Below are 25,095 nucleotides of genomic sequence, written 5' to 3' on the forward strand. Positions count from 1 at the left end.
CAGACTGTCCTTCAGCTAAGGTGCGGCAATCCAGAAAACATCCTGACGAAAATGCTTGGACAAGAGGTTGTATGGATAAGAATATGGCACTTCATATCATGTTAGAGTCTTTTTGGAAATTGAGCGTGAGGTGTTTTCAGGGAGTCTGGTCGGTGATTCATGCTCTGGATGTGGACGCCAGAGCAGAGAGGCCGTATGGCCGACATCACCCGCAGGACGAAACGTTATCAGTCTGATCTGGCCGATGAAGAATGGGAGCGCATATCGCCCCTGATGCCGCCTGCGAACCGGCGTGGCCGGAAAAGGGCGATTGATTTTCGCGAGATCATCAATGCGTTGCGGTATCTTGTCAGCTCGGGTTGTGGTTAGGAAATGCTGTCTGTTCACTTTGGTCCGTGGCTATTTTCTGCTGGTTCCGCAGGCTGATGCGCCGTTTTCTGTTACGGACGATCCTTAATGTCTGTCTGGTGCTCGATCATGAAGCCAGCCCATCGGGTGGTGTCATCGACATCCCGAGGATCAAGGCTTTTCATGCCAAAACCTGAGGTTATGACGCAGGCAAGATGATCGTTGATCGTAAGCGCCATATTGCGGCTGATACAGATGGCCGACTGCTTCTGGTCAGGCTGACGCCAGCCGATATTTCAGATAGCGCGGAAGGGCGGATGATTCTGGAAGCCATCCGCAAACGCTGGCCGTGGATGAAGCATCTCTTCGCGGATGGAGCTTATGACCGCCTTCAGTTGATGGATATGCAGATTTTTTCGACTTCACGCTCGAGGTTATTTGCTGCTTAGACACCGTAAAATGTTTGAAATCCTGCCGCGACACTGGATCATTGAACGGACATTCGGCTGGATGATCCGATGGCGCCGACTTGTGAAGGATTACGAGCAGCGCATCGATGTGGCTCAGGCTATGATCCATATTGCCATGGGAAGCCTCATACTACGTTGAACCGCTTATCCCTGAATTTCCAAAAGGGCTCTTAGAAAGTTTACCGTCAAAAATGCGGTGGACGGGTCGTCTACCTCCGATCCAGTATGACAGTTCATGGGGACCGGCGATGTCCCACAGCAGCATGTCTGCCGCTTTACCGAGGGACAGGCTGCCGGTCAGGTTCTGAAGGCCCAGAGCCTGTGCTCCGATCCGGGTTACGGCTGCGAAGGCTTCTTCGGGGGTCATCCGAAACAGGGTGCAGGCCATATTCATGATTCCTGTCAGACTGACGCTGGGGGAGGTGCCCGGATTGCAGTCCGTAGCGAGTCCCATCGGTACACGGTGTTTTCTGAACAGGCTCACGGGGGGTAGGTGTGTTTCACGGATGAAATAGAAAGCGCCGGGTAGCAGCATGGCAACGGTTCCGGAGTGAGCAAGCTCCATCACATCGTCTTCGGTGACATATTCCAGATGGTCGGTGGAAAGCGCGCCATAACGCGCGGCCAGTTTTGTTCCGCCACTGTTGGAAAGTTGTTCAGAGTGAAGGCGAACCGGAATTTCAAGATCTGCAGCGGCGCGGAAAAGGCGCTCAATCTGGTTGGGGGTGAAGGCGATGGTTTCACAGAAGCCGTCCAGACTGTCGATCAGGTTCTCTTCGGCAGCCAGAGGAAGGATTTCTGCGATGAGATGGGAAACGTAGTCGTCCTGCCGATCCCTGAATTCGGGTGGCAGGGCATGGGCACCGAGAAATGTGGCATGGACGCGTACGGGAAGGGTTTTGCCGATGGTGCGCGCAACTCGGAGCTGTTTGAGTTCGTCTTTGAGAGTTAGGCCGTAACCGGATTTCATCTCGATCGTGGTGGTGCCTTCGGACATCATGCGCTGGACGCGACGTGCAGTGACGTCAAGCAACTCCTCCTCCGTCGCGCGGCGAGTGGCATTAACAGTCGAGAGGATGCCCCCCCCCCTCTGGGCGATTTCTGCGTAGGTGGCGCCGTTGAGGCGTTCCGCAAACTCGGAGCTTCGATCACCGGCATAGATGACGTGCGTATGCGCGTCGACAAGTCCTGGTGTCATCCAGAAACCCTGTCCAGAACGGACATCCTGCGCAAGTTTCTGGGGCGTATCAGGAAGATCCGTAGCGGTGCCGATCCAGCTGATGCGGCCGTTTTTGATGCCGAGTGCCGCATCGCGGATGCAGCCATAACCGTCCAGTGTTGATATGCGGGCTGGATCGGCGGTCGCGACATGAATGTCTGTCCAGAGTGTGTCCCACATTCTTGTCTTCCTTACGCGCTCAAAAGGATCTTAAAAGTATATACAAGTGATATAAATCCATTATCATGATGTAATCAACGCGCAAATCCAAGGCTTTCCGCTTAAGGGTGGAGGGAAGGTTGAGAGGTTATGGAACTGTTTGCCGATCAGGCTCTTTTGCCCGGAGGATGGTGCAGAAATGTGCGGATAACCATTTCCTCTGCGGGGCGGTTTGAAGCGGTTGTCCCGGATAGCGTGGCGCCCGTCGGAGTGAGACGGGAGGCGATGATTGTTCCGCCTCAGTTGAGTCTTCATTCTCATGCGTTTCAGCGAGGAATGGCCGGGCTGACGGAAAGTCGACAGAATCCGGCGGACACGTTCTGGACGTGGCGGCGGCTGATGTATCGGCTTGCGCACCGGATTTCGCCTGAGCAGATGCAGGATATCGCCAGCTATTTATATATGGAAATGCTTTCGGCCGGATATACGCAGGTTGCGGAGTTCCATTACCTTCATCATGCTTCGGGGGGCACATCTTACGCCCGGATGGCGGAGATGTGTCTGCGGCTGGGAGACGCGGCCCAGATGACTGGAATCGGGCTGACAGTTCTGCCGACGCTGTATGAGCGGGGAGGGTTTGACGGCAGTCCGTTGCAGGATGCGCAGGAACGGTTTGCGACGACGCCCGACCTGATTGCGAAGATCATCGATCAGACCCGCTCCGCATGGATGGGGATGCTGCATCTGTCTGTGGGATTGGGGCTGCATTCTTTGCGGGCTGTGGATCTGGCGTCGGCGTCGGATCTTCTGGCGGTTCAGACGGGGCCTGTTCATATTCATGTGGCGGAACAGCAGAAGGAAGTGGAGGACTGCATGTCGGCTACCGGCGCGCGTCCTGTGGATTATCTGTTGTCCCATGCGGATGTCGACGGGCGGTGGTGCCTGGTGCATGCGACACATCTCTCTGCGTCTGAAATTACGGGTCTGGCCCGTTCGGGAGCTGTGGCGGGGCTATGTCCGATCACGGAGGGTAATCTGGGAGACGGCCTGTTCCCCCTTGTTTCTTATGTGAATGAAGCAGGGCGTTTCGGGATTGGAAGTGACAGCAATGTGCTGATCAGCCCATGGGAAGAGCTGCGCCTTCTGGAATATGGGCAGAGACTGGTTACGCAGACACGGTGTGCGTCCCTGCCTGTGGATGTTCTGGGGTCTACAGGGGGATGGCTGTACCGCCAGGCGCTGGAGGGTGGGCGGCAGGCCTGCGGGCTGGACTCCTGGGGGCTGGTAGCGGGCGCACGTGCTGATCTGTGTGTGCTGGATGAAGACCTGCTGCCGCTTCCTTCTCTCCAGAGCGATGCCATCCTGGACGCTGCTATTTTCGGATCGCGCCAGCCGCCCGTGAAAGATGTCCTATGTGGCGGTCAGTGGCGTGTGCGTGATGGGCGGCATGTGGATCATGATGCCATTACGACGGCTTTCCGGCGCACGGTACGAACACTTCTCGATCTCTGAGTTCAAAAGGAAATCCTGACCATGACGGATGTCTTTTCCCTCGTTCGTGGCACCATGCCCGTGCTTGTGACGCTGCCTCATTCCGGATGTCATCTGGCGCCCGGTATGGAACGCCGGATGACCGCCCGGGGGCGGCAGCTTCCTGACACGGACTGGTATATGGAGCATCTTTATGCTGGGGCACTGTCGAGCGGTATCGGCGTTCTGAAAGCCAGTCATTCCCGTTATGTGGTGGATCTGAACCGTGGGGCCGACGACGCAGCCCTCTATCCGGGGCGACCGAGTACGGGGCTTGTGCCTTCGCTGACGTTCGATGGCCTGCCCATTTACCGTGCGGGACAGGAGCCTGATGACTGTGAGATTGCCGAACGTCGGGAGGCTTACTGGCGTCCCTATCATGCGGCTGTTACCGAAGAGCTTGAGCGCCTTCGCCAGAAATGGGGATGGGCGGTTCTGTGGGACGGCCATTCCATTAAATCGGATATTCCTCGCCTGTTCGAAGGGACGCTTCCCGATCTGAATATCGGGACCAACAGCGGACAGTCCTGCAATGTGGATCTGGAGGCTCGTCTGGGGCTGCGTATGGCAGAAAGCCCGTTTTACAGTCATGTCGTCAACGGCAGGTTCAAGGGGGGCTATACGACACGACATTACGGGCAGCCCGCGCGCGGCATTCATGCCGTCCAGCTTGAGATTGCACAGTCCACCTATCTGAAGAGCGAGGACGGACCGTGGCCGATCGATCTGGAAAAGGCCGTGCGGCTGTCGCGGATGATCAATGCGCTGCTTGAGACGGCGCTCTGCTGGCGCCCGGAATAAGGCAGATGAAAAAGGCTGATATCATTTCATAAATGGATTGACAGGAGTGCTATGTGATCTGAATAATGGTATATACAAGTTCATACAGGAGATTTCCATGAGTGATTCCGGCAGCCGCCTGTCGAATGATCGTGTCATCCGCGCTCCGACCGGACCCGGACTTTCGGCAAAAAGCTGGCAGACGGAGGCTGCGCTCAGGATGCTGATGAACAATCTCGATCCTGACGTTGCGGAAAAGCCGTCCGAGCTGGTTGTCTATGGTGGTATTGGTCGTGCTGCCCGGAACTGGGAGTGTTACGACAGGATCGTCGAGGTGTTGCGGGATCTCGAGGGGGATCAGACGCTTCTCGTGCAGTCCGGAAAGCCGGTTGGCGTTTTCCGGACGCATGCCGATGCGCCGCGGGTGCTGATTGCGAATTCCAATCTCGTGCCTCACTGGGCGACCTGGAAGACGTTCAACGAGCTCGATCGTGCGGGGCTCATGATGTACGGTCAGATGACGGCGGGATCGTGGATCTATATCGGGTCCCAGGGCATTGTGCAGGGCACCTACGAGACTTTCGTGGAAATGGGGCGCCAGTCTTATGGTGGCAGCCTCAGGGGGCGCTGGATCCTGACGGGTGGTCTGGGGGGCATGAGCGGTGCGCAGCCTCTGGCAGCCGTTATGGCCGGTGCGTCCATGCTGGCTGTCGAATGTGAGCCATCCCGTATCCGGAAGCGCCTGGAGACGGGATATCTGGATCGTCAGGTCGAAACCCTTGATGAGGCTCTGGCTATTATTCATGACGCCTGCGCCAAAGGCGAAGCTGTTTCGGTAGGTTTGCTGGGCAATGCCGCCGAAGTTTTTCCGGAACTGGTACGGCGTGGTATTCGCCCGGATGGTGTGACGGATCAGACGTCTGCGCATGATCCGCTGAACGGCTATCTGCCCGCCGGGTGGTCGCTGGAGCAGGCCGAGAAGATGCGGATTACCAACCCTGCGGCGGTCGAGAAGGCAGCGCGTGAATCCATGCGGCTTCAGGTTGAGGCCATGGTGGCGTTCCATCGCATGGGTGTGCCGACGTTCGATTATGGCAACAATATCCGGCAGATGGCCTTCGAGGAAGGGCTTGAAGACGCTTTTGCCTTTCCAGGATTTGTGCCGGCCTATATCCGGCCGCTGTTCTGCCGGGGGATCGGTCCGTTCCGCTGGGCTGCGCTGTCCGGCGATCCGGAGGATATTTTCAAGACCGACCAGAAGGTCAAGGAACTGCTGCCGGACGACAGACATCTTCATAACTGGCTCGATATGGCGCGGGAGAAGATCCATTTCCAGGGACTGCCTTCGCGGATCTGCTGGGTGGGTCTGGGAGACCGCCATCGTCTCGGGCTTGCGTTCAACGATATGGTTGCGAGCGGGGAACTCAAGGGGCCGATCGTAATTGGACGCGACCATCTGGATAGCGGATCGGTCGCCAGTCCCAACCGGGAGACCGAAAGCATGTGTGATGGCTCGGATGCCGTATCGGACTGGCCGCTGCTAAATGCGCTGCTGAATACGGCGTCAGGTGCGACCTGGGTGTCGCTGCATCATGGTGGAGGTGTTGGAATGGGCTTTTCGCAGCATTCGGGCATGGTGATTGTGGCGGACGGTACACCGGATGCGGCACGGCGTTTGGAGCGGGTATTGTGGAATGATCCTGCGACGGGCGTTATGCGACATGCGGATGCCGGTTACGATATCGCAAGAGACTGCGCGCGGGAGAAAGGGCTCGATTTGCCCATGTTGACGCGCGGTTCCTGATCAGGGCGTCAGAGACTTACATGATGCCGTAAGCAATAGGGCGCAACGTCGATTCCGTTTTCAGAATGGTCAGTGCAAAAGGGCGATCTCCAAGAAGGATGTCGCCCGGAGCAAGTTGGTAGTGCTGGTGATCTGATGCCACGGTCCAGCGGTTCTGGACGACAACGAAGGCCAGGAGGGAATTCGGGAGCGGCTGTTCGGACGTTATGGAAATCAGGGTTGGGCCGGCTGCTTCCTGGGGACGCATCAGGTTCAGGACTTCGACCGGCCCTGCCAGAGGTATGCCGGTCATGGGTAAGTCGCCGCTGTATGTGAGGATGCTTCCTAGCCTTTCAAGGCGCAGGGCAGGGCTGTTCGGAGCAGGAATGATCTGGACTCCCTGACCTTTGAGCAGACCGGTCTGGCGAAGGATGCCCGGGAAAACTGAAAATGGCGCAGGGCCGGTGATGAAAGCGACGCTCAGGCGCCACTCCGGCTGTTCGTTCAGCAGCCGGGTGGTCCCCGCTCCGTTTTTCCAGAGGATGTCGGGGAGATCGGCGAGGCGGATGTGACGGAGGGTCACAAGAGGTCAGGGCTGACGGACGTCATCGAGTGCCCGAAGGAAAATGCGGCTGTCTTCCGGACGCGCGACGCTGACCCGTATCCAGCTTTCATAACCATTTTCTTTCCAGGGTTTGACGATGACGCCATGCTCCAGAAGGCGTTCAGCCAAGGCTGCCGCAGGTTCACGGGCATCGAAAAAGAGGAAGTTGGCGAAGGATGGTGCGACGAAATAGTCCCGGTTTTCCAGGGCAGTCTTCAGAGTGCGTCCTTCCGATAGTGTTGCCTCCACGCTTGTGCGCATATGGTCCTGGTCAAGCAGGCTCAACCGGGCCATTTCAAGAGCGGCGCTGTTGCTGTTGAACGGGTCGCGGACGCGCGTCATGACAGATGTGAGATCGGCTCCGGATGTCAGGGCGTATCCGACGCGCAGGGCTGCCAGCCCGTAGGCTTTCGAGAAAGTTCTCAGAACCATCCACGGTCTGGGTTGTTTTTTGAGAATCGTGAGACTGTCTGCGTATTCTGGACTGCTTTGGGCGTATTCCCAGTAAGCTTCGTCGATCACGATCAATGTGTCTGTCGGACAGGCATCGATCAGATCTCTCATGGCGCTATCCGTCATGATGCAGCCAACCGGATTGGACGGGTTTGAAAACATCAGAACCTTGAGAGGGCCGGATTTTACGGCTGCAAGAAGAGCGGGCATGTCGAAACGTGCGTCGGCTGTCATCGGGATTGCGTCCGCTCGCGCTCCCATCATCTCTGGCCAGATCAGGTGCAGGCCAAAAGAGGGGAGGACGGTGACGAGTCGATCATCTGGAGACAGGAAAGCCTCACAGATCATGCGGATGATCTGTTCAGAGCCATTTCCGACAAGGATGCGATCTGTATCGATTCCGCTCTGACGCGACAGCTCTTCCCGCAACGCTTCGGCTGACGCGTCGGGATATCGGAAAAGACTGAATGAGATATCGTTCCAGTGGCTCAGGGCAGCCGGGGAAGGGCCGTAGGGGTTTTCATTGCTCCCGAGCTTGGTGATGTGTTGAACGCCATATTTATCGCGCACCGCATCTTCCGATAGTCCGGCATTATAGACGGGCAACTGACGGATTTCAGTACGAGCCAGGGCAAGAGGTGATGTCCGGCAATCGAAAACGGCGGTCATGGAATGGCTCCGGCAGGGAGGGGGGGCAACCCAGCAGATGAAAGAAAGCTGTCATGTAAAGACAAGTATGGAATATCGTATATAGACAGAATACGACAGAGTGCTGGTTCGTTTTTCCGGATCTTTTGTATAGCTTTTTAAAAAGACGTTTTCTTGCAGGGGTCAACGCAAAAAAAAATTCTATTAAACATATGAAATAAAACGGAAAATATTGAGATCTGGATTTTGGTTGTGAGTGGGAGGTGAGATGCGAGCACCAAAAAACCGGTTCGGTATCAGAATAGACATAGACAACCATTTTCCGGAATGACATGGTTTTTCCAGCTAAGGCGATATGCCTCTCAGTTTCCTCTGTAGCCTGTCAGCGACTGATGGCGCCTTTTTAACGACTGCTTTGGGAAAGTACTGGAATAAGATGTCGAAAAATAACGTTCCATCATCGGACCAGCCAGCCTGTTGTTCTGCCTTTTCGGGTGGAGAACGCTTTGTCTTGGCTGGGAGGGGGACGTCATCTTTTCTTGTCTGGATTCTCGCAACAACCGCGTTTTCATGTTTTTCGGCACGTGCAGCCGTTCCTGGCTCTCATTCTGTCGTCCATCATGCGGCCCATAAAACATCTTCGGCAGTCTCTGTGCCGACATCTTCCCGCAGTAAGGCTGTCCGGTCCCGGCGGGTGACGGCGAGAGAGGCGCTTGAAAGCGAGAACATGCATGTGACGGCCCGCCACGTTCCCCGCGGTGCTGTCACAACCGTCTCTTCTGAAACGCTTGCGGATGCGGTGCCGGGCACCAATCCGCTCAAGGTTCTGGCGCGTCAGCCGGGCGTGATGTTCCAGTCCGATGATCCACAGGGCATGGATACCTGGTCCACCCAGTTCTATATGCACGGGTTCCTGCAAAACCAGATTGGCATGACGCTGGATGGTATTCCGCTGGGTGATCAGGAATTCCATACTTTTAATGGTCTGAATTCCGTGAACGCCATTTCTGCCGAGAATGTCGGGCGCATGGATGTTTCCATGGGAGCAGGAGCAGAATCGGTCGCCAGTACGAGCAATCTCGGTGGTGCGGTCGAATATGTTTCCTCCGATCCGAAACATAAGGCAGGTGGCCTTGCATCGCAGACATTCGGGTCAAACAGCGGATTTCATACATTCCTGCGGATGGATAGTGGTGATCTGAACAAGAGTGGGACACGGTTCTATGTGTCTTACATGCGTAATTCGCAGGACAAGTGGAAAGGCGGCGGCGGCCAGTTTGGTCAGCAGGTCAACGCAAAATTTGTCCAGCCGATCGGTGAGCGCAGCAGCATCTCGTCTTTTTTTGATTATAATCTGACGCAGAGTTATCTGTATCAGGATATGTCGTTCGACATGTTGAAAAATGGCGGATACGGTATCGATAATTTCTACGGGACACCCAACGCTTATCGGAAGGGTTATCTGTCCGCGCTTTCGGCGAATGGACTGCCGGGTGGCGCGCTGCCAGCGGGTTACTCCAAAATGTCTGATCCTTGGGATGCGTCGTATTATGATGGTGCGTTGGTTGAGCGGGACTATCTGGGTGGCCTGAAGGCTAATCTGGCCCTGACGGATCGTTTGCGCTGGGAAAGTGTGGTTTATGGACATGGCCAGTATCTGCGGGGGACTTGGGCGAACCCGTATGTGTCGTCTCCTAATGGTGCGCCTCTGATCGATCAGGCGACCGTGACGCATTCTCAGCGTTTTGGTTTCACATCTGCCCTGCATTATGAAATTGCACATAATGATATCAGTGGCGGTGTCTGGTACGAGAACTTCCATACGAATGTAGGACGTTTTGCTTACGAAGAGCCGCTGTTGTCGGATGTCGAGGCTGGGCGCGCTAAACCTGTTAATTCCGTTGGAGAGCTTCCGGACCCGTTTGCAACGCTGTGGGGACAGAACCTAAATTCCAATAGTTTTACGGCTTTTGTGCAGGATACCTATCATGTCCTTCCTAATCTTTCGCTGCACTTTGGTTTCAAGTCGCTTTTGCAGACGGTGCGTGGCGGTCAGTATGCTAATGATGAAAGCTATACTGGTGTCGGTCAGATCGCTGGTGGCAGTATTACGACAGCCAGGGCTTTTCTGCCGCATTTCAGCGGTGACTGGCATTTCCTGAAGCATCATGAGCTTTATTTCGATATTGCGGAGAATGTGAAGTCGTACCCGGTGCAAGCCTTCAAGGAAGGAGCTTCTCCGTTCTCGGTATCGCAGTCCGCTTATAACCAGCTTCTGCAGAACGGTGGTCTGAAGCCGGAGACAGACTGGAATTTTGCGGTCGGTTATCGCTTTACGCATAAATATGCGCTTGCGTCAGTGCATGCTTACCGTACCAATTTTCATAACCGGTTGCAGCAGGTGACGTCGGGATCCATCGTTAATCCGGTTTCGACTGTGGCGAATGTCGGAGGTGTGACCATGAATGGTGTGGATGGTGGTCTGACCTTGATGCCGGTTAAGGGTCTCTCGCTGTATAACAGCATCAGTTATAATCATGCGACCTATGACAATAACGTCACCGAAGCTGGAACGACCTATCATATCAAGGGTCAGCAGATCGTTGCCTATCCGCGTTTCATGTACAAGGCCAGCCTTGCGTATGAGTGGCACGATTTTTCGGCGCATCTCGATACCCAGTTCCTCGGGACGCGCAACTACAGCTACACCGGAGACATGAAAATCCCGTCTTACTGGATCGAGACGCTTGGTGCGCGGTATCGTTTTGGGAATCTCGGAAAGTACTCGAAGAACCTGAATTTCGTGAAAAACCTGACCTTCGAATTCAATGTCTATAACCTGACGAACACGAAATATATTTCGACGATGGGTGAGACGGGTATCCCGATGTCCGGTGACTATCAGTCATTCCTTGTTGGTGCGCCGCGCCAGTATTACGGAACCCTCAAGGCAGAATTCTGAGAACACAGCGAGGAAGCGGAAAGCATGTTTCGTCGGTTTGGTACGGTTTTGTGTCTGACGGCTAGTGTATCCGCGGGATTGGGCGGAGCCGCGGCGCAAAGCGTACAGCGCTATTCCGATCCGAAAGATGATTTTCCAATCTCGACTGCTGTTCGGGTGCCGGCGGGTTCGGAGACTGTTTATGTCTCGGGTCTTGGTCCGGCATCCGACATCGGTTCGGGGGCGACGACCGCAGTCCAGACACGGAGTGCTCTGGATCAGATTGCCGCGGCACTTGGTCATTTTGGAATGACGCTTCGGGATATTGTGCAGATGCATGTCTATCTGGTGGCGGACCCGAGGCTGGGGCACATGGATTTTGATGGGATGATGCAGGCCTATCGGGACAGGTTCAGGAGTGGATTTCCTGCCCGGACTGTCATCGAGGTTCCTCATCTTGGTAATCCGCACTGGCTGGTCGAGATTGATGTGACGGCTGCTCGTGATGGCAGAGCGGTAGATCATGGTTCTGGGTTTTCAGATAATCAGAAGGAATAAGGCATGAACGTCATCAAGCGGGCTCGGCTTTCCGGGAAAACTATGGGTGGGAGACTGCTGCAAGGCGGTCTTCTGATTCTGGCTGGTGAGCTGATGGCGGGCCCGGCATTTGCTGCTTCGGCAGATCATCACGTTGCCGCTGATCAGGCACTGGATCTGGCCGAAAAAGCGATTGCCCTACGTTCTGTGGAAGGGGCAGGGAACAAGACACCTGAAGTGGCCGCGCTGTTTCGCGATGCTCTGGTCAAAGGTGGGTTTGCGCCGTCTGACATCACGATCACGCCTTACAAGGATACGGCCTATCTGATCGCGCGATGGCCCGGACAGGATCCCTCCCTCAAGCCTTTGGTGATTTCGGGACATATGGATGTAGTGGAGGCCAAGGCCTCGGACTGGACGCATGATCCCTTCAAGCCGCAGATTGAAAACGGCTATCTTCTGGGCCGCGGATCGACGGACATGAAGCTGGATGACACTCTGGCCATTGCTGCGCTGCTGGAACTGCGACGGGAAGGATACCATCCGCGCCGGGATATCATTCTCGAGTTTTCAGGTGACGAGGAAACGACGATGGCGACGGGAGCCATCATTGCGGACAAGCTCTCCAATGCCGAGCTTGTGCTGAATATGGATGGTGCGAACGGGACCCTCGATGAGAAGACGGGAAAGCCGGACTATTTCACTTGGGAAGGGGCGGAGAAGAATTATGCGGACTTCCGCCTGACCGTGACCAATCCGGGCGGACACTCCTCTGAACCGCGTCCGGTGAACGCGATTGACGAGCTTGCGGCAGATCTTCTGCGGATTCAGCAGTATCGCTTCAAGCCTGAAGTTAATGAGCTGAGCCGTAGCTACTTCCAGAATGCCGCACGCTGGCAGAAACCTGAGATGGCGGCTGCGATGAAGGCTTTCGCGCGCAATCCGGGAGACGAGAAGGCCATTCGTGTTCTCTCGGCGGATCCGTCCTATATCGGCCGCATTGGCACGACCTGCGTTGTGACCATGATCGAAGGTGGCCATGCGCTGAATGCCTTGCCTCAGAAAGTGACGGCCAATATCAATTGCCGGATTTTCCCAGGGCACCCACGAACAGCCATTATGGAAGAGCTGCGGCAGGCAGCCCGGGATCCGTCTATGAAAATCGAGGATGCGACGGAGGGCTCCGTTCAGACGGCCGCATCCCCGATGCGTCCTGATGTCGTCAAGGCCATCGAACATGGCATGCAGGTTGCCTATCCGGGGGTTGCCGTATTCCCCGCTCTGTCTTCGGGCGCGAGCGACAGTATGTGGTTCCGCTCACACGGCGTGCCGAGTTATGGAATCAGCCCGATCTTCATTAAGAATTCGGATTCATTCATGCATGGCCTGAACGAGCGGACGCCTGTGGCCAGCATTGTGCCGGCTGTGGAAGATTTGCTGGTCCTGATTCCGGATCTCTCTCACTGAAACGGGGTCGATCCTGACTGACTGTATCCGGTTGCGGGATGTCTTCTCTGTCAATGGCAACAGCAGGGGACATCCTGTCGCAGGGAGATATGATTTTCTTTTGCCGCCGGCTTCGATATTCTTGTTTTTTTAAGGAGTTTGAAACATGGCTATCAAAGATCCGGTGGTGATTGAACACCTCAACACGCAGTTGACCAACGAACTGACGGCAATCAACCAGTATTTCCTTCATGCCCGAACCCTGCGCCACTGGGGTGTTACCCATCTGGGGAAAAAGGAATATGACGAGTCCATCGAAGAGATGCGCCATGCGGATTGGCTGATCGAGCGCATTCTGTTTCTTGGGGGACTGCCCAACGTCCAGCGTCTGAATCCGATCCTGATCGGGCAGAGCGTTCAGGAAATTCTGGAATGTGATCTGAAGCTTGAGGAAAAGGCCATTCAGGATTTGCGGGACGGAATTGCCTATTGCGAAAGCGTCCGGGACTATGTTTCCCGTGATCTTCTGTTGAAAATCCTCGTTAACGAGGAAGAGCACGAGGATTTCCTGGACCGTCAATTCGACCTCATCAAGCAGGTGGGAATCGAGCGTTATATCCAGAAGAACTCTGCTGCTGCGCCTGAGCAGGAATAAGGGATCGAGCTTCAGACAGCCCGGAGTTGTCCGGGCTGTCTCTTATACGACATTGAGCTGCGTCTGTTCGGCCTGGGCTTTCTGTAGTGCCGAGCGCAGCAGGCAGACAATACCTGGCACGCAGTTCCCGCACTTTGCCTTGCATTTTCGTGCTGAATAGATTTCGGCCGGCCGGGACGCGCCGTTGTGGATGGCAATTTCGATATCCTGATGGGACAGCGCGTTACACGAGCATACGATCATGGATGGGCGGGCTTTCGTTCACGGAAACCGATGGCCCAAGCCTAGTTCAATTGCAAATAGTTCGCAAACTCATTTTTTTTGTTTGAAGCGGCTCAGGACAATTCCTGCCCTGTCCAGCGTTGGACGACAGGGCGGATCGCGAAATTGCTCTGGATGCGGACGACGCCGGGCAGGCGCGAGAGTTCTTCTTTGTGAATGCGTTCGTAATCCGCCAGGTCGCGGGCGGCGACGTGCAGAAGATAATCGGCTTCGCCAGTCATGAGGTAGCATTCGCGGATATCCGGGCACTCCCGGATGCGGGCTTCGAAGCGGCGAAGTGATTCGTCGGTCAGGCGTTCGAGGGTAATCTGGACGATCACGGTCGTCAGTTTGTGTGCGGAGCGTTCGTCGATGATGGCGCGATAGCCACGGATGACTCCCTGCTCTTCGAGTAGTCGGACGCGGCGAAGGCAGGCGGATGGCGAAAGGCCCACACGTTGTGCCAGTTCGGCGTTGCTTAGGCGGCCGTCATGCTGAAGGATGCGAAGAATGGATTCTGTAATGCGGTCGAAGATCATGTTTGAATTATCGTTCTGTTTTCGCATTTTTGATCATAGTTTTTTCGTTAGCTGAAAGATTATGTGATTGTCCGGCAGGATATTCTGATGAGGAAAGAGATAGTATCACCTCTCATGATGAGTGCATGTTCTGAGTCTTCCTGGCCTTCCTATCGCGCTGGTGCCTGCCTGACGGTGGATCTGGATGCGATTGCCTCGAATTACCGCTTCCTTCGGGAAAGGGTAGGGCGCGCATCATGCGCTGCGGTCGTCAAGGCTGACGCTTACGGTCTGGGAGTGGAACAGGTTGCTCCTGTTCTCGAAGCCGCTGGGGCACAGGATTTTTTCGTTGCGCATGTTGATGAAGGAATACGACTCCGCTCCGTTGTTTCGGAGAATGCCCGGATTACGGTGCTGCATGGTCCTCGCCCCGGGGTGGCGAATGACTGTCTGCGTTATGGTCTGCGTCCTGTTCTGAACAGTCTCGAGCAGATTGCGATCTGGCGTGATGAAGCGCATCGTGTCGACGTGCCTCTTGAAGCGGTTTTTCAGGTTGACAGTGGAATGTCTCGATTTGGTCTGTCGGTGGCGGATATCGAACGCCTGCGGGAGAACTCAGATCTTATGGCGGGGCTGAAAATCGGCCTGGTCATGAGCCATCTTGCCTGTGCGGACATGCCGGACCATTCTGCAAACCCGCTTCAGAGGGCACGAATGCTGGAGATGTGCGCGCAGTTACCGTCTGCGCCCATGAGTCTGGCTGCGTCCTCAGGAATATTTCTGGGATCGGACTACCATCTGGACATGGTGCGTCCCGGGGCTGCACTGTATGGGATTGCTCCTAACCATGTTGGCCCCAATCCACTGTCCGCCGTCGTCCGGCTTCAGGCGCATGTCCTTCAGGTTCGTGATCTCCTGCCCGGCGATGGCGTGGGTTATGGAATGATTTATCGGGCGGCTGAGCCGCGCCGTATCGCAGTTGTTGCGGCAGGGTATGCAGATGGTTTCTCACGGCATGGCGCGGGGCAGGGTTGCGCTTGGTTCGAGGAGTTCCGTCTGCCGCTGATTGGGCGTGTCTCGATGGACTCTCTCATCGTGGATATTTCGGATGTTCCGGAGGGCAGGCTCGATGCGGACATGATGGTTGATCTCATCGGTTCACGGCGCAGTGTGGATGACGTCGCTGTCGCGGCAGGGACAATTGGATATGAGGTGCTGACGTCCCTGGGGCACCGCTTCTATCGGAATTATGTTGGAAAAGCGGAGAGTTCCGAAAAGGCGATTGACACTTCAGCACAAAACACAAGATAGACGAACTGAAATCGGATTATGTTAAGATGATGTTGTCTGTCGCAGAAAATCGGAAGTCTCATGTATCTCCGTCGTGATAGAGCTTTGACCGCGATATCCATTATGCTGGATGTTGCATTCCACGCGGGCCGGTCTGGGGTTGTCAGCGGTGCTGATATTGCCCGGCGGGGTGACATGCTTCGCCGTGGGATCGAGCCTGTGCTGCAGGCTCTGTCCCGTGCCGGAGTGCTCTCAAGTGTTCGTGGTCCAAAAGGGGGATACCGTCTTGGTAGGCCGCCACGGACTATCACGCTGAATGAGATCGTGCGGACGGTTACGGAAGATCCCGAGCTGTCTGATGATGGTGTAAATCTTTTGCGGACCAAGGTCCTTGAACCGTTCTGGCGGTCTGTGGATCATGATGTCTCGGAAAAAATGGCATCTGTCACGCTGGAACACCTACTCCAGAACGCGGAAGAAGCAGGTATGCAGCGACCGAGCCGAGCCCCCATTTCGTTTTCCATATAACTTTACGAGAAAGTATTTTACAAAAATCACGAAATAAGTTTAACAGACTGGAGCATCGCACCATGTCCGATCAATGATTGATTGGCTATGGCGGGATGCTTTTTCGTGGTCTGTCCCTGAACGTCTTTTCGGCTGTCTGTTCGGACCGGAGAGCGGGACGCATTCATGATGGGTCCGTCCACGGGTAGAACCGGACTTCATCAGGAAGGTGAGTGCTGATGAAACGTCCTGTTCGACTTGAGGCGGGCCAGAAGCTGGTTCTGACGGCGAACCGCCTTCTTGATGGGCGAACCGTCTGGTGGAGCGCGGAGGGAACGTGGGTTCCTCATATCGGTCATGCCTTGCTTCTGGATGCTGAAGAGGCACAGGTTCAGCTTGCACATGCGACGGAGCAGGCCCAGCATGACGGGGTCGTGGGTGTCTATGACACGGCGGTGCAGGATTCCGTTCCTCCGGAGCCTGTCACAGTCCGTGAGAAGATCCGGGCTCATGGCCCGACCGTACATCCGGAATTTGCAGTGGAGACCGCACAGTGAGCGTTCCTGTCGGCCATTATCAGTATGACCGGATTGACCGGGATTTTCTTCAGGCGCGGATTGCCGAGTTTGAGGGGCAGGTGAAGCGTCGTCTGGACGGGACGCTGAGCGAGGACGAATTCAAGCCATTGCGGCTGATGAACGGGCTGTATCTCCAGCTTCACGCATATATGCTGCGGGTGGCCATTCCTTATGGAATTCTGGACAGTCGGCAGTTACGAAAACTGGGCCAGATTGCCCGACGCTATGACCGCGATTATGGTCATTTCACGACACGGCAGAACATCCAGTTCAACTGGATCCGGCTGGAAGATACGCCGGATATTCTGCGTGAACTGGCTGAAGTTGACATGCATGCCATCCAGACCAGCGGGAATTGCATCCGCAATGTGACGGCGGATGAGTATGCGGGGGCGGCGGCTGATGAGCTGGTGGATCCCCGGGTTCATGCGGAAATCCTGCGGCAGTGGTCCACGCTGCATCCCGAGTTCACGTTCCTGCCGCGCAAGTTCAAGATTGCGATTTCGGGCAGTCCGAATGACCGGGTGGCTGCACGCTTTCATGATATCGGGATTCTGGCCCGTCCGGGTGAGGATGGGGCTCCGGTGTTCCGGATTTTCGTGGGCGGGGGACTAGGGCGGACGCCGGTTATCGGCGAAGAGCTGTTTGACAGCGTGCGGGAAGAGCATCTTCTGGCGACGCTTGAGGCAATCCTGCGCGTTTATAATGCGCATGGACGGCGGGACAATATCTACAAAGCGCGGATCAAGATCCTCGTTCAGGCGATCGGGGTTGAGGCCTATCGGGAGGCTGTGGAAGCCGAACTGGGTCAGATGGATCTCGAGCAGTATCGGCTGACGCCCGAAGCGGTTGAGGCGATCCGGGCGCGTTTTGCTGTGCCATTGCTTGAGGCACCGGACGATGCGGATGCCGTGCTGACGCAGCAGCGGAGGGATGATCCGCTGTTTGATCGCTGGGTGCGGAGCAATACGCACGTTCATCGCGATCCGGGGCATATTATTGCGACCATTTCGCTGAAGCCTGCCGGAGGGATCCCGGGGGATGCGACGTCGGCGCAGATCGAGCGTCTGGCAGATCTGGCGGATGCGTATTCGTTTGGCGAAATCCGGATCACGCATTTGCAAAACGTGGTTCTGGGGCATGTCCGTAAAGACCGGTTACGGGATTTGTGGCTTGGATTGTCGGAAGTCGGGCTTGCGGAAGCGAATATCGGGCTGATTGGCGATATCGTGGCGTGCCCGGGACTGGATTACTGTGCGCTGGCGAATGCGCGCTCCATTCCGATTGCGCAGAAGTTGGGTGCGCGTTTTGCGGATACGGCGCTTCAGGCGGAAATCGGGGCGTTGCGGATCAATATTTCGGGCTGCATCAATGCCTGTGGACATCATCACGCTGGGCATATCGGACTTCTGGGCGTGGACAAGCGTGGAGAAGAATTCTTCCAGCTGACGGTTGGTGGTCGGGCCGAGAATGGTGCGGCGATCGGGACGATTCTCGGGGCGGCGCTGCCGGAGGACGAGACTGTGGACGCCATCGCACGCGTTGTAGACTGCTATCTTGGGCGTCGTGAGAGCGGGGAGACGTTTCTTGATACTCTGACACGTCTGGGGCACGAGCCTTTCAGGGAGGCGGCGTATGAAGCTGTTTGAACTTGGTGAGCGGACGGCGCAGGTTCATAATGTGCTGGTGACGGTTGCGGAACTGGCGGATCGGGATGATGTGCGGGCTGTCCTGTTAGAGAGTGCGGATGATCCCGCGCTTTTGCGGCCTTATCTGAATCGGCTGGATCTCGTGGTGCTGCGGTTTCCCATTTTCAGGGATGGGCGTGGATTCACGCAGGCCCGCGAGTTGCGGGAATATCTGCGGTTTTCTGGCGAAATCCGTGCGGAAGGGCATATTCTGCCGGATCAGGCGGCGTTTCTGCGTCGGTGTGGGGTGGATAGTGTCGTTCTGCCGAAGAACGGTAATGGTGACCCGGGCCTGTGGGAGAAGCAGCTTCGGCAGTTTCCGATGGCGTATCAACGGTCGGTCTTGCCAGAGCGTGGGATAGGGCCGGGCCTTCGGGTTGAGGAAGCTCCCTAACGGGCGCCGAACCAGCCGCGTCGCCAGAACCAGAACAGCGGCAGGACGACAGACAGTGCCATCATAGCCAGGCTGTAGGGGTAGCCGTATTTCCACGCCAGTTCGGGAATGTCATGGAAATTCATGCCGTAAATCCCTGCGATTAGGGTGGGCAGGATGCCGATGGCACTGACTACGGTCAGGACTTTCATGCCGTCATTCTGTTCGATGCTGATGAAACCAAGTGTGGCATCGAGCAGGAACTGGACCTTGTTGACGGTCTGGGCATCAAAGTCGTTGAGAGAGGCGATGTCGCGTCCTGCGACCTTGATGCGGGTTCTCAGGGCCTGGGGATCCTTTTCGGTTCTGTCGCCGATATAGATCAGGATACGGTCGAGGCCGAGCAGGCTGTCCCGGGTCATGGAAGCGAGATCGCCTGCATGACCGAGGCGACGGAGGGTCTCGCGAAGCATCTCGCCTGTGCGGGCCGGGTTGCGTCTGCGGTTCGCCCTGAAAACCTGTTTCGAGATGGCATCCAGTGTCCTTCCCAGTCCCTCGAGAATATCCGCCAGACGATTGATGATTTCCTCGATGATTTCGACGAGGAGTTCGTTGGCGCTGGGCTCTCCTTTCGTGGCATCACGTTCCGCCTGACGGCGGCCGACCATGTCAAAGCCGTAATAGTCGGCATAACGAACGGTGACGAGGCGCCGGTCTGTCAGGACAAAGCCGATGGGCAGGGAGATGGCCGTGTCTTCTTCACGTCTGACGAGGGGCGTTGAGAGATAGAGAACGCCATTGTCTTCGTGATGTCGTGACGAACTTTCGATTTCCTCGAGTTCGTCACGGCGCGGAATGTGGGTTCCGAGAATTTTTTCCGCGCGTGCGATTTCGTCGGAAGTCGGATTGATGAGATCGAGCCAGACTGCCTTGGAAAGATCGACGTCCGGACCGGTTTCCCGGGCCGGAGCACCAGCGGGGCGCACCAGGAACATCAGGCGGGTCCTTGCGGAAAATGAAAGGGCTGTGAGGGACTTTCATGTCCTGCCTGTCGTGTAATCGCAAGTCCTTGAGAGGTGAATTGTTTCAGAATGCGTCGGGAACCGGTGAGACGGATGGACGGCAGGGGCTGCCCTTGGTATCGCTTTGGGGCCCTGAAGTGGAACCGAGCGCGGTATGACGAACACATCTTCCTCCCAACCTTCCCCTCTTTCCAATTCGCTTCGTTCCGGCCCCGATGACCGGGGACGGTTCGGGATTTTTGGTGGCCGCTTCGTTGCGGAAACGCTGATGCCGCTGCTGTTCGAACTGGATGAGGCCTATCGTGCGGCGCAGGCCGATCCGGCGTTTCGTGAGGAGTTGGACTATTATCTGAAGGATTATGTTGGTCGTCCGAGCCCATTGTGGTTTGCCCGGCATCTGACGGAAGAGCTTGGCGGAGCGAAGGTCTACTTCAAGCGTGAAGAGCTGAACCATACTGGTTCTCATAAGCTTAACAACGTCATGGGCCAGATTCTCGTCGCCCGGCGGATGGGTAAGACGCGGATTGTCGCGGAAACCGGTGCGGGGCAGCACGGGGTGGCGACGGCGACGGTCTGTGCGCTTTTCGGGTTGAAATGCACGATTTACATGGGTGCTACGGACGTTGAGCGTCAGAAGCCCAATGTGTTCCGTATGCATCTGCTGGGCGCGGAAGTGAAGCCGGTGACGGCTGGGGCAGGGACGCTCAAGGATGCGATGAACGAGGCCATGCGTGATTGGGTGGCCAATGTTGCCGACACGTATTTCCTCGTTGGTACGGTCGCGGGGCCGCATCCGTATCCGGAGATGGTTCGTGATTTTCAGTCCGTTATCGGGGTGGAGGTCAAGGAACAGATTACGCAGGCTGAGGGACGTCTGCCGGATGTGATTGTGGCGGCCATCGGGGGTGGATCGAACGCGATGGGGATTTTCCATCCGTTCTTGGATGATGCGTCCGTCAGGTTGATTGGTGTCGAGGCGGCGGGGCATGGGCTGGATTCTGGGAAGACGGCAGCGTCCATTTCCCGTGGGAGGCCGGGTGTGCTGCATGGCAATCGGACATATCTGCTCCAGGATAAGCACGGACAGATTGAGGAAGCTCATTCGATCAGTGCGGGGCTGGATTATCCGGGGATCGGGCCGGAGCATTCATGGCTGAACGATATCGGTCGTGCCGAGTATGTCGGTGTGACGGATGACGAGGCGCTTGAGGCGTTTCAGGTCTGTACGCGGACGGAGGGCATTATCCCGGCGCTCGAATGTGCGCATGGACTGGCGCATGTCATGAAGATCGCGCCCACGATGGCGAAGAACCAGATCATCGTTCTGAATGTCTCGGGTCGTGGGGACAAGGATATTTTTACTGTGGCGCATCATCTGGGAGTGAAGCTGTGAGCCGGATCCAGACACGTTTTGCAGCTCTGAAAAAGGAAGGGCGCGGGGCGCTGATTCCGTATCTTCAGGCTTGTGACCCGGATTATGATACCTCGCTGGAACTGCTGCGGGCGATGCCGGCGGCGGGGGCGGATCTGATCGAGATCGGTGTACCATTTTCCGATCCGTCCGCGGATGGGCCGACGATTCAGGCGGCTGCTCTGCGTGGGTTGAAGGCCGGGGCGACGCTGGGGCTGGTGCTACAGATGGTCCGGGCGTTCCGTGAAACGGATAATGAGACACCGATCGTGCTGATGGGGTATCTGAACCCGATCGACAGTTACGGTCCGGCGGAATTCTGTTTCGATGCTGCGCAGGCGGGTGTGGACGGGATTATCGTTGTCGATATGCCGACCGAGGAGGCGGACCTGCTGGATGCGCATGCGCGGGAAGCCGGGCTGGATATCATTTCGTTGGTGGCGCCGACGACGTCGAATTCCCGTCTGTTCCATGTGCTGCGGGACGCGACCGGGTTTGTCTATTATGTGAGCATTACCGGGATTACCGGGACGAACAGTGCGAGTGCGGCGGATCTGGAGAAGGCGTTGCCGCGGATCCGGGAAGCCACGGATCTGCCGGTTGCAATCGGGTTCGGGATTTCCACGCCGGAACAGGCGCGGACGGCGTCGCGGATCGGGGATGCGGCTGTTGTGGCCTCTGCGCTGATCAAGACCATGGCGGGGACGCTTGAGGACGGGCACGCGACGGAGCGGACGGTTCCGGCTGTTTTGTTGCAGCTTGAGGCATTGGCTGCGGCTGTAAGAGCCTGAGTTTCTGGTCGGGTTTTCGGGTTTGAATATGCGTTCCGGCAGGACTTGCCTGCCGGAACGCACCAGATCAGATTGTGTTTCGCAAGGAAAATCCGAACAGCAGTGTCGCGAAGCCTGCCATTAGCAGTTCTATGGCGATGAACATGCCGATCAGCCAGAGGCCGGACCAGGGCAGCGTCATGTAGAGCAGGATGCCAACCAGAAGCGTGACGAGGCCGCTCAGGGCCAGTACGATCCAGTGTTTGTTAGTTCGGTGGCCTCCTGCCCAGAAGGTTCGTGCAAGACCTGCGAAGATCAGGCAGCCCGCGAGAATGGCTGTGATGAAAATCGAGCCTGTCGCGGGCTCCTCGATCAGAAGAATGCCACCAAGGATATAGAGGCCGCCGATCAGTCCGGACAGCCATTGGTTAGGAACGGGAAGTCCCCGGTGAGCAAAGCTCTGCATGACCTGGGCGACGCCGCCAATGATCATCAGGGCCCCAAGAATCACCATGCTGGCAAGGGTTGTTGTAATGGTGTCGAGGGCGGCAAGGGTGCCGAGGACGATCAGGAAAGCCCCGAAGCCTATGAACCAGCCGGGCTTCAGGCCGTGTGGCGGTAGAAAGCGGGGAGGGTTGAAACTGTCTGACATGGAGCTGTTCTTTCCGAAATGTGGTCCCGCTCTTTTCGGGAAGCCTATAGGGCGGACACGACGCCCGCTGTCGTGGTCTGTATAGCGGAAGATGGCATGTTGTGCATCGCAGGCGGGAGAGATAAGAGACACACAGATGGTCGGGCTGGCATAATTGGTGTTGCGGCGTTAAAACGCGCGAGAGAAAGTGGCCCTTCGTTGGGCTTTGACCCCATTCCGCCCTTTGTCCTGAAGGCGGCCAGAAAGTAACGAGACGACATGAGCTGGATGACCGACTACGTCCGACCCAAGCTGCGTGGCCTGCTTCAGCGGGACGTGCCGGACAATCTGTGGACCAACTGCGAATCCTGTGGGCAGATGATGCTTACCAAGGAGCTGGAGCGGTCCGAGAAGGTCTGTCCGCATTGCGGGCATCACATGCGGGCAACGGCGAAGGAGCGTCTGGGCTGGACGTTCGATGGTGGGGAATACACCACGATCGAGCTGCCGAAGATGCCGGTTGATCCGCTGGGGTTCAAGGATTCCAAGCGTTATACGGACCGTCTGAAGGATGCGCGGAACAAGTCGCATCTCGATGAGGCACTGGTCGTTGCTCATGGCATGATCAAGGGGCAGAAGGCTGTTGTTGCGGTCATGGCGCCCGAGTTCCTTCTGGGGACGATGGGGGCTGCGCTGGGCGAGGCATTCGTGGCCGCCTGCCGTCTGGCTGTTCTGCAGAAGGCGCCGCTGGTGATCTATACGGCTTCGGGTGGTGCGCGGATGCAGGAAGGCGTTGTTAGCCTGATGCAGATGCCGCGGACGACGATTGGCGTGCAGATGCTTCGGGAAGCAGGGCTGCCGTATGTCGTCGTGTTTACAAACCCGACGACGGGAGGGGTCACGGCGTCCTTTGCGATGCTGGGTGATGTGCATATTGCCGAGCCTAATGCGCTGATCGCATTTGCAGGGCCGCGTGTCATTCAGGATACCGTCCGCGAGAAGCTGCCGGAGGGCTTTCAGCGGTCGGAGTATCTGCGTGAGCATGGGATGGTTGATATCGTAGCCAAACGGTCCGAACTGCCTGAACTGCTGGGACGGATTCTTGGCATCATGATGGGTCATAAAACCGTTTCTGACGCAGCGGCCTGATGGCGGCCGAGCGTGGAGAGCCCGTGAAGCTGTCCGGTGAATATCGGGGGCGGCCTGGGGCTGTTCTCGCGCGATTACAGGATCTTTATCCCGCGCTGATTGATCTTTCGCTGGGGCGGCTTGAGGCTTTGCTGGCAAAGCTTGGTCATCCTGAACGAAATCTGCCTCCTGTCATTCATGTGGCGGGAACGAATGGCAAGGGAAGTACCTGTGCCAATCTGCGTGCGATTGCTGAAGCCGGTGGGCTGCGCGTGCACGTTATGAGCAGTCCGCACCTGGTGAGCGTGACCGAGCGTTTTCGGCTGGCTGGCCGGCTGGTGGACGAAGATGTTCTGGTTACTGCCCTTGAAAAGATTGAGAAGATCAATGCCGGTGCCCCTATTACCGTTTTTGAGGTTCTGACGGCTGCTGGCTTCCTTCTGTTCTCGCAAGTTCCGGCGGATTTGGTAGTGCTGGAGGTCGGCCTTGGAGGTCGGCTGGATGCGACCAATGTCGTTCCCAGACCTGCGGCCTGTGTGATTACGCCGGTCAGTCTGGATCATGAGGCATTCCTGGGCGGTACGGTTGCGGCTATTGCGGGAGAAAAGGCCGGGATCATCAAACAGGGCGTTCCGGTGGTCTCTGCTGCGCAGTCACTGGAGGCTCTGGAGGTCATCCGTCGCCGGACTGCAGAGATGGAGGCCCCTCTCCGGGTGATCGGGGAGGATATTTTTTATGCCACAGGCGCTGACGGACTGGAGTATCGGGATGCGGATGGAGTTTTGTCATTGCCGTTACCTGCCCTGAAAGGGCGGCATCAGGATGGTAATGCAGTGCTAGCTGTGGCCGCGCTTCGGGTTTCAGGAGTGGGGCTTTCGCTTCCGGCTTATCAGGGGATTGCTCATACCTTCTGGCCTGCACGGCTGCAGAAGCTGGATGGAGCGCTGGCTCGCCTTCTTCCCGCAGGATGGGAGCTTTATCTGGATGGCGGACACAATCCTGACGCCGGACAGGTGTTGGGAGAAGTCCTCGATGGCTGGCAGGATGGGCCTGTGCATGTCATTGCGGGTGTGAAGCAGACCAAGGATGCATCGGGTTTTCTGAAACCAATTGTTGAACGCGCGTCGTCGGTTCAGGCGGTCTCCGAACGTGGTCAGCATCTGGCAATGTCTGTGGAAGAGATTATTGCAGCTTCCGGTGGGCGGGCGATCGCGGGACCAACAGTCAGAGATGCTCTGCTGCGTCTGACGGCGGCGGGTGGGCCGCCAGCTCGGGTCCTGATTTGTGGAAGTCTTTATCTGGCAGGTGTTGTTCTGGCGGAGGATGGCTGGCTCGGGAGGTAAGC

Annotated in this window: 23 protein-coding genes and 1 pseudogene; 17 read left to right on the forward strand and 7 right to left on the reverse strand. The window is 56.7% G+C overall.

Going from position 1 to position 25,095, the window contains the following annotated elements:
- Positions 1-168 precede the first annotated feature (168 nt).
- Positions 169-957: pseudogene (locus tag GKA01_RS07145) on the forward strand (IS5 family transposase).
- Here the strand turns inward: GKA01_RS07145 and hutI are convergent.
- On the reverse strand, positions 949-2,217 hold the full coding sequence (hutI, locus tag GKA01_RS07150; protein WP_146860762.1) for an imidazolonepropionase: 1,269 nt from the start codon (positions 2,215-2,217) through the stop codon (positions 949-951). The pseudogene GKA01_RS07145 and the gene hutI overlap by 9 nt on opposite strands.
- A gap of 129 nt (positions 2,218-2,346) precedes the next feature.
- On the opposite strand from hutI, the gene GKA01_RS07155 reads away from it, so the two are divergent.
- The 3 genes from GKA01_RS07155 (at position 2,347) to hutU (ending at position 6,310) form a co-directional block, all read left to right on the forward strand.
- Positions 2,347-3,708, forward strand: a complete 1,362-nt coding sequence (locus tag GKA01_RS07155) for a formimidoylglutamate deiminase (RefSeq protein ID WP_146860765.1) — start codon at positions 2,347-2,349, stop codon at positions 3,706-3,708.
- 21 nt (positions 3,709-3,729) lie between these two features.
- Positions 3,730-4,527, forward strand: coding sequence for an N-formylglutamate deformylase (gene hutG / locus GKA01_RS07160; protein WP_146860768.1), 798 nt, complete (start codon positions 3,730-3,732; stop codon positions 4,525-4,527).
- Between the two features lie 97 nt (positions 4,528-4,624).
- Positions 4,625-6,310 carry a urocanate hydratase gene (gene hutU, locus GKA01_RS07165; RefSeq protein WP_146860771.1) on the forward strand — a complete coding sequence of 562 codons (1,686 nt, stop codon included), beginning with the start codon at positions 4,625-4,627 and terminating at the stop codon, positions 6,308-6,310.
- Between the two features lie 16 nt (positions 6,311-6,326).
- On the opposite strand, the gene GKA01_RS07170 is transcribed toward hutU, so the two are convergent.
- Complete coding sequence (locus GKA01_RS07170) at positions 6,327-6,872, reverse strand: HutD/Ves family protein (protein ID WP_146860774.1); 546 nt, start codon at positions 6,870-6,872, stop codon at positions 6,327-6,329.
- 6 nt (positions 6,873-6,878) lie between these two features.
- The gene (locus tag GKA01_RS07175) at positions 6,879-8,015 is read right to left on the reverse strand and encodes a histidinol-phosphate transaminase (protein WP_146860777.1); all 1,137 of its coding nucleotides are present in this window, start codon (positions 8,013-8,015) and stop codon (positions 6,879-6,881) included.
- 631 nt (positions 8,016-8,646) lie between these two features.
- On the opposite strand from GKA01_RS07175, the gene GKA01_RS07180 reads away from it, so the two are divergent.
- From GKA01_RS07180 to bfr, 4 genes are all read left to right on the forward strand, one after another.
- Positions 8,647-10,956, forward strand: a complete 2,310-nt coding sequence (locus tag GKA01_RS07180; protein WP_244289178.1) for a TonB-dependent receptor — start codon at positions 8,647-8,649, stop codon at positions 10,954-10,956.
- A gap of 24 nt (positions 10,957-10,980) precedes the next feature.
- Positions 10,981-11,493 carry a Rid family hydrolase gene (locus GKA01_RS07185; protein ID WP_146860782.1) on the forward strand — a complete coding sequence of 171 codons (513 nt, stop codon included), beginning with the start codon at positions 10,981-10,983 and terminating at the stop codon, positions 11,491-11,493.
- A gap of 42 nt (positions 11,494-11,535) precedes the next feature.
- On the forward strand, positions 11,536-12,939 hold the full coding sequence (locus GKA01_RS07190) for a M20/M25/M40 family metallo-hydrolase (protein WP_146861063.1): 1,404 nt from the start codon (positions 11,536-11,538) through the stop codon (positions 12,937-12,939).
- 145 nt (positions 12,940-13,084) lie between these two features.
- Positions 13,085-13,573, forward strand: coding sequence for a bacterioferritin (gene bfr, locus GKA01_RS07195; RefSeq protein ID WP_146860785.1), 489 nt, complete (start codon positions 13,085-13,087; stop codon positions 13,571-13,573).
- Between the two features lie 42 nt (positions 13,574-13,615).
- Here bfr and GKA01_RS07200 read toward each other — a convergent pair whose 3' ends face one another.
- Positions 13,616-13,816, reverse strand: a complete 201-nt coding sequence (locus GKA01_RS07200; protein WP_146860788.1) for a (2Fe-2S)-binding protein — start codon at positions 13,814-13,816, stop codon at positions 13,616-13,618.
- A gap of 92 nt (positions 13,817-13,908) precedes the next feature.
- A complete protein-coding gene (locus GKA01_RS07205) occupies positions 13,909-14,373 on the reverse strand; it encodes an Lrp/AsnC family transcriptional regulator (RefSeq protein WP_146860791.1) in 465 nt (154 codons plus the stop codon).
- 87 nt (positions 14,374-14,460) lie between these two features.
- Between GKA01_RS07205 and alr the strand changes: the two genes are divergently transcribed.
- From alr to GKA01_RS07230, 5 genes are all read left to right on the forward strand, one after another.
- Positions 14,461-15,663 (forward strand): alanine racemase, encoded by a 1,203-nt coding sequence (gene alr / locus GKA01_RS07210; protein WP_228119956.1) that lies wholly within the window; start codon positions 14,461-14,463, stop codon positions 15,661-15,663.
- 60 nt (positions 15,664-15,723) lie between these two features.
- On the forward strand, positions 15,724-16,170 hold the full coding sequence (locus GKA01_RS07215; protein ID WP_146860794.1) for an RrF2 family transcriptional regulator: 447 nt from the start codon (positions 15,724-15,726) through the stop codon (positions 16,168-16,170).
- Between the two features lie 218 nt (positions 16,171-16,388).
- Complete coding sequence (locus GKA01_RS07220; RefSeq protein WP_146860797.1) at positions 16,389-16,706, forward strand: DUF2849 domain-containing protein; 318 nt, start codon at positions 16,389-16,391, stop codon at positions 16,704-16,706.
- Complete coding sequence (locus tag GKA01_RS07225; protein WP_146860800.1) at positions 16,703-18,376, forward strand: nitrite/sulfite reductase; 1,674 nt, start codon at positions 16,703-16,705, stop codon at positions 18,374-18,376. The genes GKA01_RS07220 and GKA01_RS07225 overlap by 4 nt, the downstream gene beginning before the upstream one ends.
- Positions 18,363-18,809, forward strand: coding sequence for a DUF934 domain-containing protein (locus tag GKA01_RS07230; RefSeq protein WP_146860803.1), 447 nt, complete (start codon positions 18,363-18,365; stop codon positions 18,807-18,809). The genes GKA01_RS07225 and GKA01_RS07230 overlap by 14 nt, the downstream gene beginning before the upstream one ends.
- Here the strand turns inward: GKA01_RS07230 and corA are convergent.
- On the reverse strand, positions 18,806-19,783 hold the full coding sequence (gene corA, locus GKA01_RS07235; RefSeq protein WP_146860806.1) for a magnesium/cobalt transporter CorA: 978 nt from the start codon (positions 19,781-19,783) through the stop codon (positions 18,806-18,808). The two genes, GKA01_RS07230 and corA, sit on opposite strands and share 4 nt — an antisense overlap.
- A gap of 181 nt (positions 19,784-19,964) precedes the next feature.
- Between corA and trpB the strand changes: the two genes are divergently transcribed.
- The gene (gene trpB, locus GKA01_RS07240) at positions 19,965-21,203 is read left to right on the forward strand and encodes a tryptophan synthase subunit beta (protein ID WP_146860809.1); all 1,239 of its coding nucleotides are present in this window, start codon (positions 19,965-19,967) and stop codon (positions 21,201-21,203) included.
- The gene (gene trpA, locus GKA01_RS07245) at positions 21,200-22,012 is read left to right on the forward strand and encodes a tryptophan synthase subunit alpha (protein WP_146860812.1); all 813 of its coding nucleotides are present in this window, start codon (positions 21,200-21,202) and stop codon (positions 22,010-22,012) included. Before trpB ends, trpA begins: the two co-directional genes overlap by 4 nt.
- 67 nt (positions 22,013-22,079) lie before the next feature.
- Here trpA and GKA01_RS07250 read toward each other — a convergent pair whose 3' ends face one another.
- Complete coding sequence (locus GKA01_RS07250; RefSeq protein ID WP_146860815.1) at positions 22,080-22,643, reverse strand: HdeD family acid-resistance protein; 564 nt, start codon at positions 22,641-22,643, stop codon at positions 22,080-22,082.
- Positions 22,644-22,901: 258 nt separating this feature from the next.
- On the opposite strand from GKA01_RS07250, the gene accD reads away from it, so the two are divergent.
- Both accD and GKA01_RS07260 read left to right on the forward strand, forming a co-directional pair.
- Positions 22,902-23,771 (forward strand): acetyl-CoA carboxylase, carboxyltransferase subunit beta, encoded by an 870-nt coding sequence (gene accD, locus GKA01_RS07255; RefSeq protein ID WP_146860818.1) that lies wholly within the window; start codon positions 22,902-22,904, stop codon positions 23,769-23,771.
- A complete protein-coding gene (locus GKA01_RS07260) occupies positions 23,771-25,093 on the forward strand; it encodes a bifunctional folylpolyglutamate synthase/dihydrofolate synthase (RefSeq protein WP_146860822.1) in 1,323 nt (440 codons plus the stop codon). Before accD ends, GKA01_RS07260 begins: the two co-directional genes overlap by 1 nt.
- Positions 25,094-25,095 lie beyond the last annotated feature (2 nt).

Origin of the sequence: Gluconobacter kanchanaburiensis NBRC 103587, from assembly GCF_007988905.1 — a bacterium.
GTDB classification, from domain to species: Bacteria; Pseudomonadota; Alphaproteobacteria; order Acetobacterales; family Acetobacteraceae; genus Gluconobacter; species Gluconobacter kanchanaburiensis.

Bases quoted from the DNA above. Each gene is read 5' to 3' on its own strand.
- accD (WP_146860818.1), top strand. From the start codon at position 22,902: ATGAGCTGGATGACCGACTACGTCCGACCCAAGCTGCGTGGCCTGCTT.
- GKA01_RS07205 (WP_146860791.1), bottom strand. From the start codon at position 14,373: ATGATCTTCGACCGCATTACAGAATCCATTCTTCGCATCCTTCAGCAT.
- corA (WP_146860806.1), bottom strand. From the start codon at position 19,783: ATGTTCCTGGTGCGCCCCGCTGGTGCTCCGGCCCGGGAAACCGGTCCG.
- GKA01_RS07190 (WP_146861063.1), top strand. From the start codon at position 11,536: ATGGGTGGGAGACTGCTGCAAGGCGGTCTTCTGATTCTGGCTGGTGAG.
- hutG (WP_146860768.1), top strand. From the start codon at position 3,730: ATGACGGATGTCTTTTCCCTCGTTCGTGGCACCATGCCCGTGCTTGTG.
- alr (WP_228119956.1), top strand. From the start codon at position 14,461: ATGAGGAAAGAGATAGTATCACCTCTCATGATGAGTGCATGTTCTGAG.
- GKA01_RS07215 (WP_146860794.1), top strand. From the start codon at position 15,724: ATGTATCTCCGTCGTGATAGAGCTTTGACCGCGATATCCATTATGCTG.
- bfr (WP_146860785.1), top strand. From the start codon at position 13,085: ATGGCTATCAAAGATCCGGTGGTGATTGAACACCTCAACACGCAGTTG.
- GKA01_RS07185 (WP_146860782.1), top strand. From the start codon at position 10,981: ATGTTTCGTCGGTTTGGTACGGTTTTGTGTCTGACGGCTAGTGTATCC.
- trpB (WP_146860809.1), top strand. From the start codon at position 19,965: ATGACGAACACATCTTCCTCCCAACCTTCCCCTCTTTCCAATTCGCTT.
- hutI (WP_146860762.1), bottom strand. From the start codon at position 2,217: ATGTGGGACACACTCTGGACAGACATTCATGTCGCGACCGCCGATCCA.
- GKA01_RS07155 (WP_146860765.1), top strand. From the start codon at position 2,347: ATGGAACTGTTTGCCGATCAGGCTCTTTTGCCCGGAGGATGGTGCAGA.
- GKA01_RS07200 (WP_146860788.1), bottom strand. From the start codon at position 13,816: ATGATCGTATGCTCGTGTAACGCGCTGTCCCATCAGGATATCGAAATT.
- GKA01_RS07230 (WP_146860803.1), top strand. From the start codon at position 18,363: ATGAAGCTGTTTGAACTTGGTGAGCGGACGGCGCAGGTTCATAATGTG.
- GKA01_RS07250 (WP_146860815.1), bottom strand. From the start codon at position 22,643: ATGTCAGACAGTTTCAACCCTCCCCGCTTTCTACCGCCACACGGCCTG.
- GKA01_RS07220 (WP_146860797.1), top strand. From the start codon at position 16,389: ATGAAACGTCCTGTTCGACTTGAGGCGGGCCAGAAGCTGGTTCTGACG.
- hutU (WP_146860771.1), top strand. From the start codon at position 4,625: ATGAGTGATTCCGGCAGCCGCCTGTCGAATGATCGTGTCATCCGCGCT.
- GKA01_RS07260 (WP_146860822.1), top strand. From the start codon at position 23,771: ATGGCGGCCGAGCGTGGAGAGCCCGTGAAGCTGTCCGGTGAATATCGG.
- GKA01_RS07175 (WP_146860777.1), bottom strand. From the start codon at position 8,015: ATGACCGCCGTTTTCGATTGCCGGACATCACCTCTTGCCCTGGCTCGT.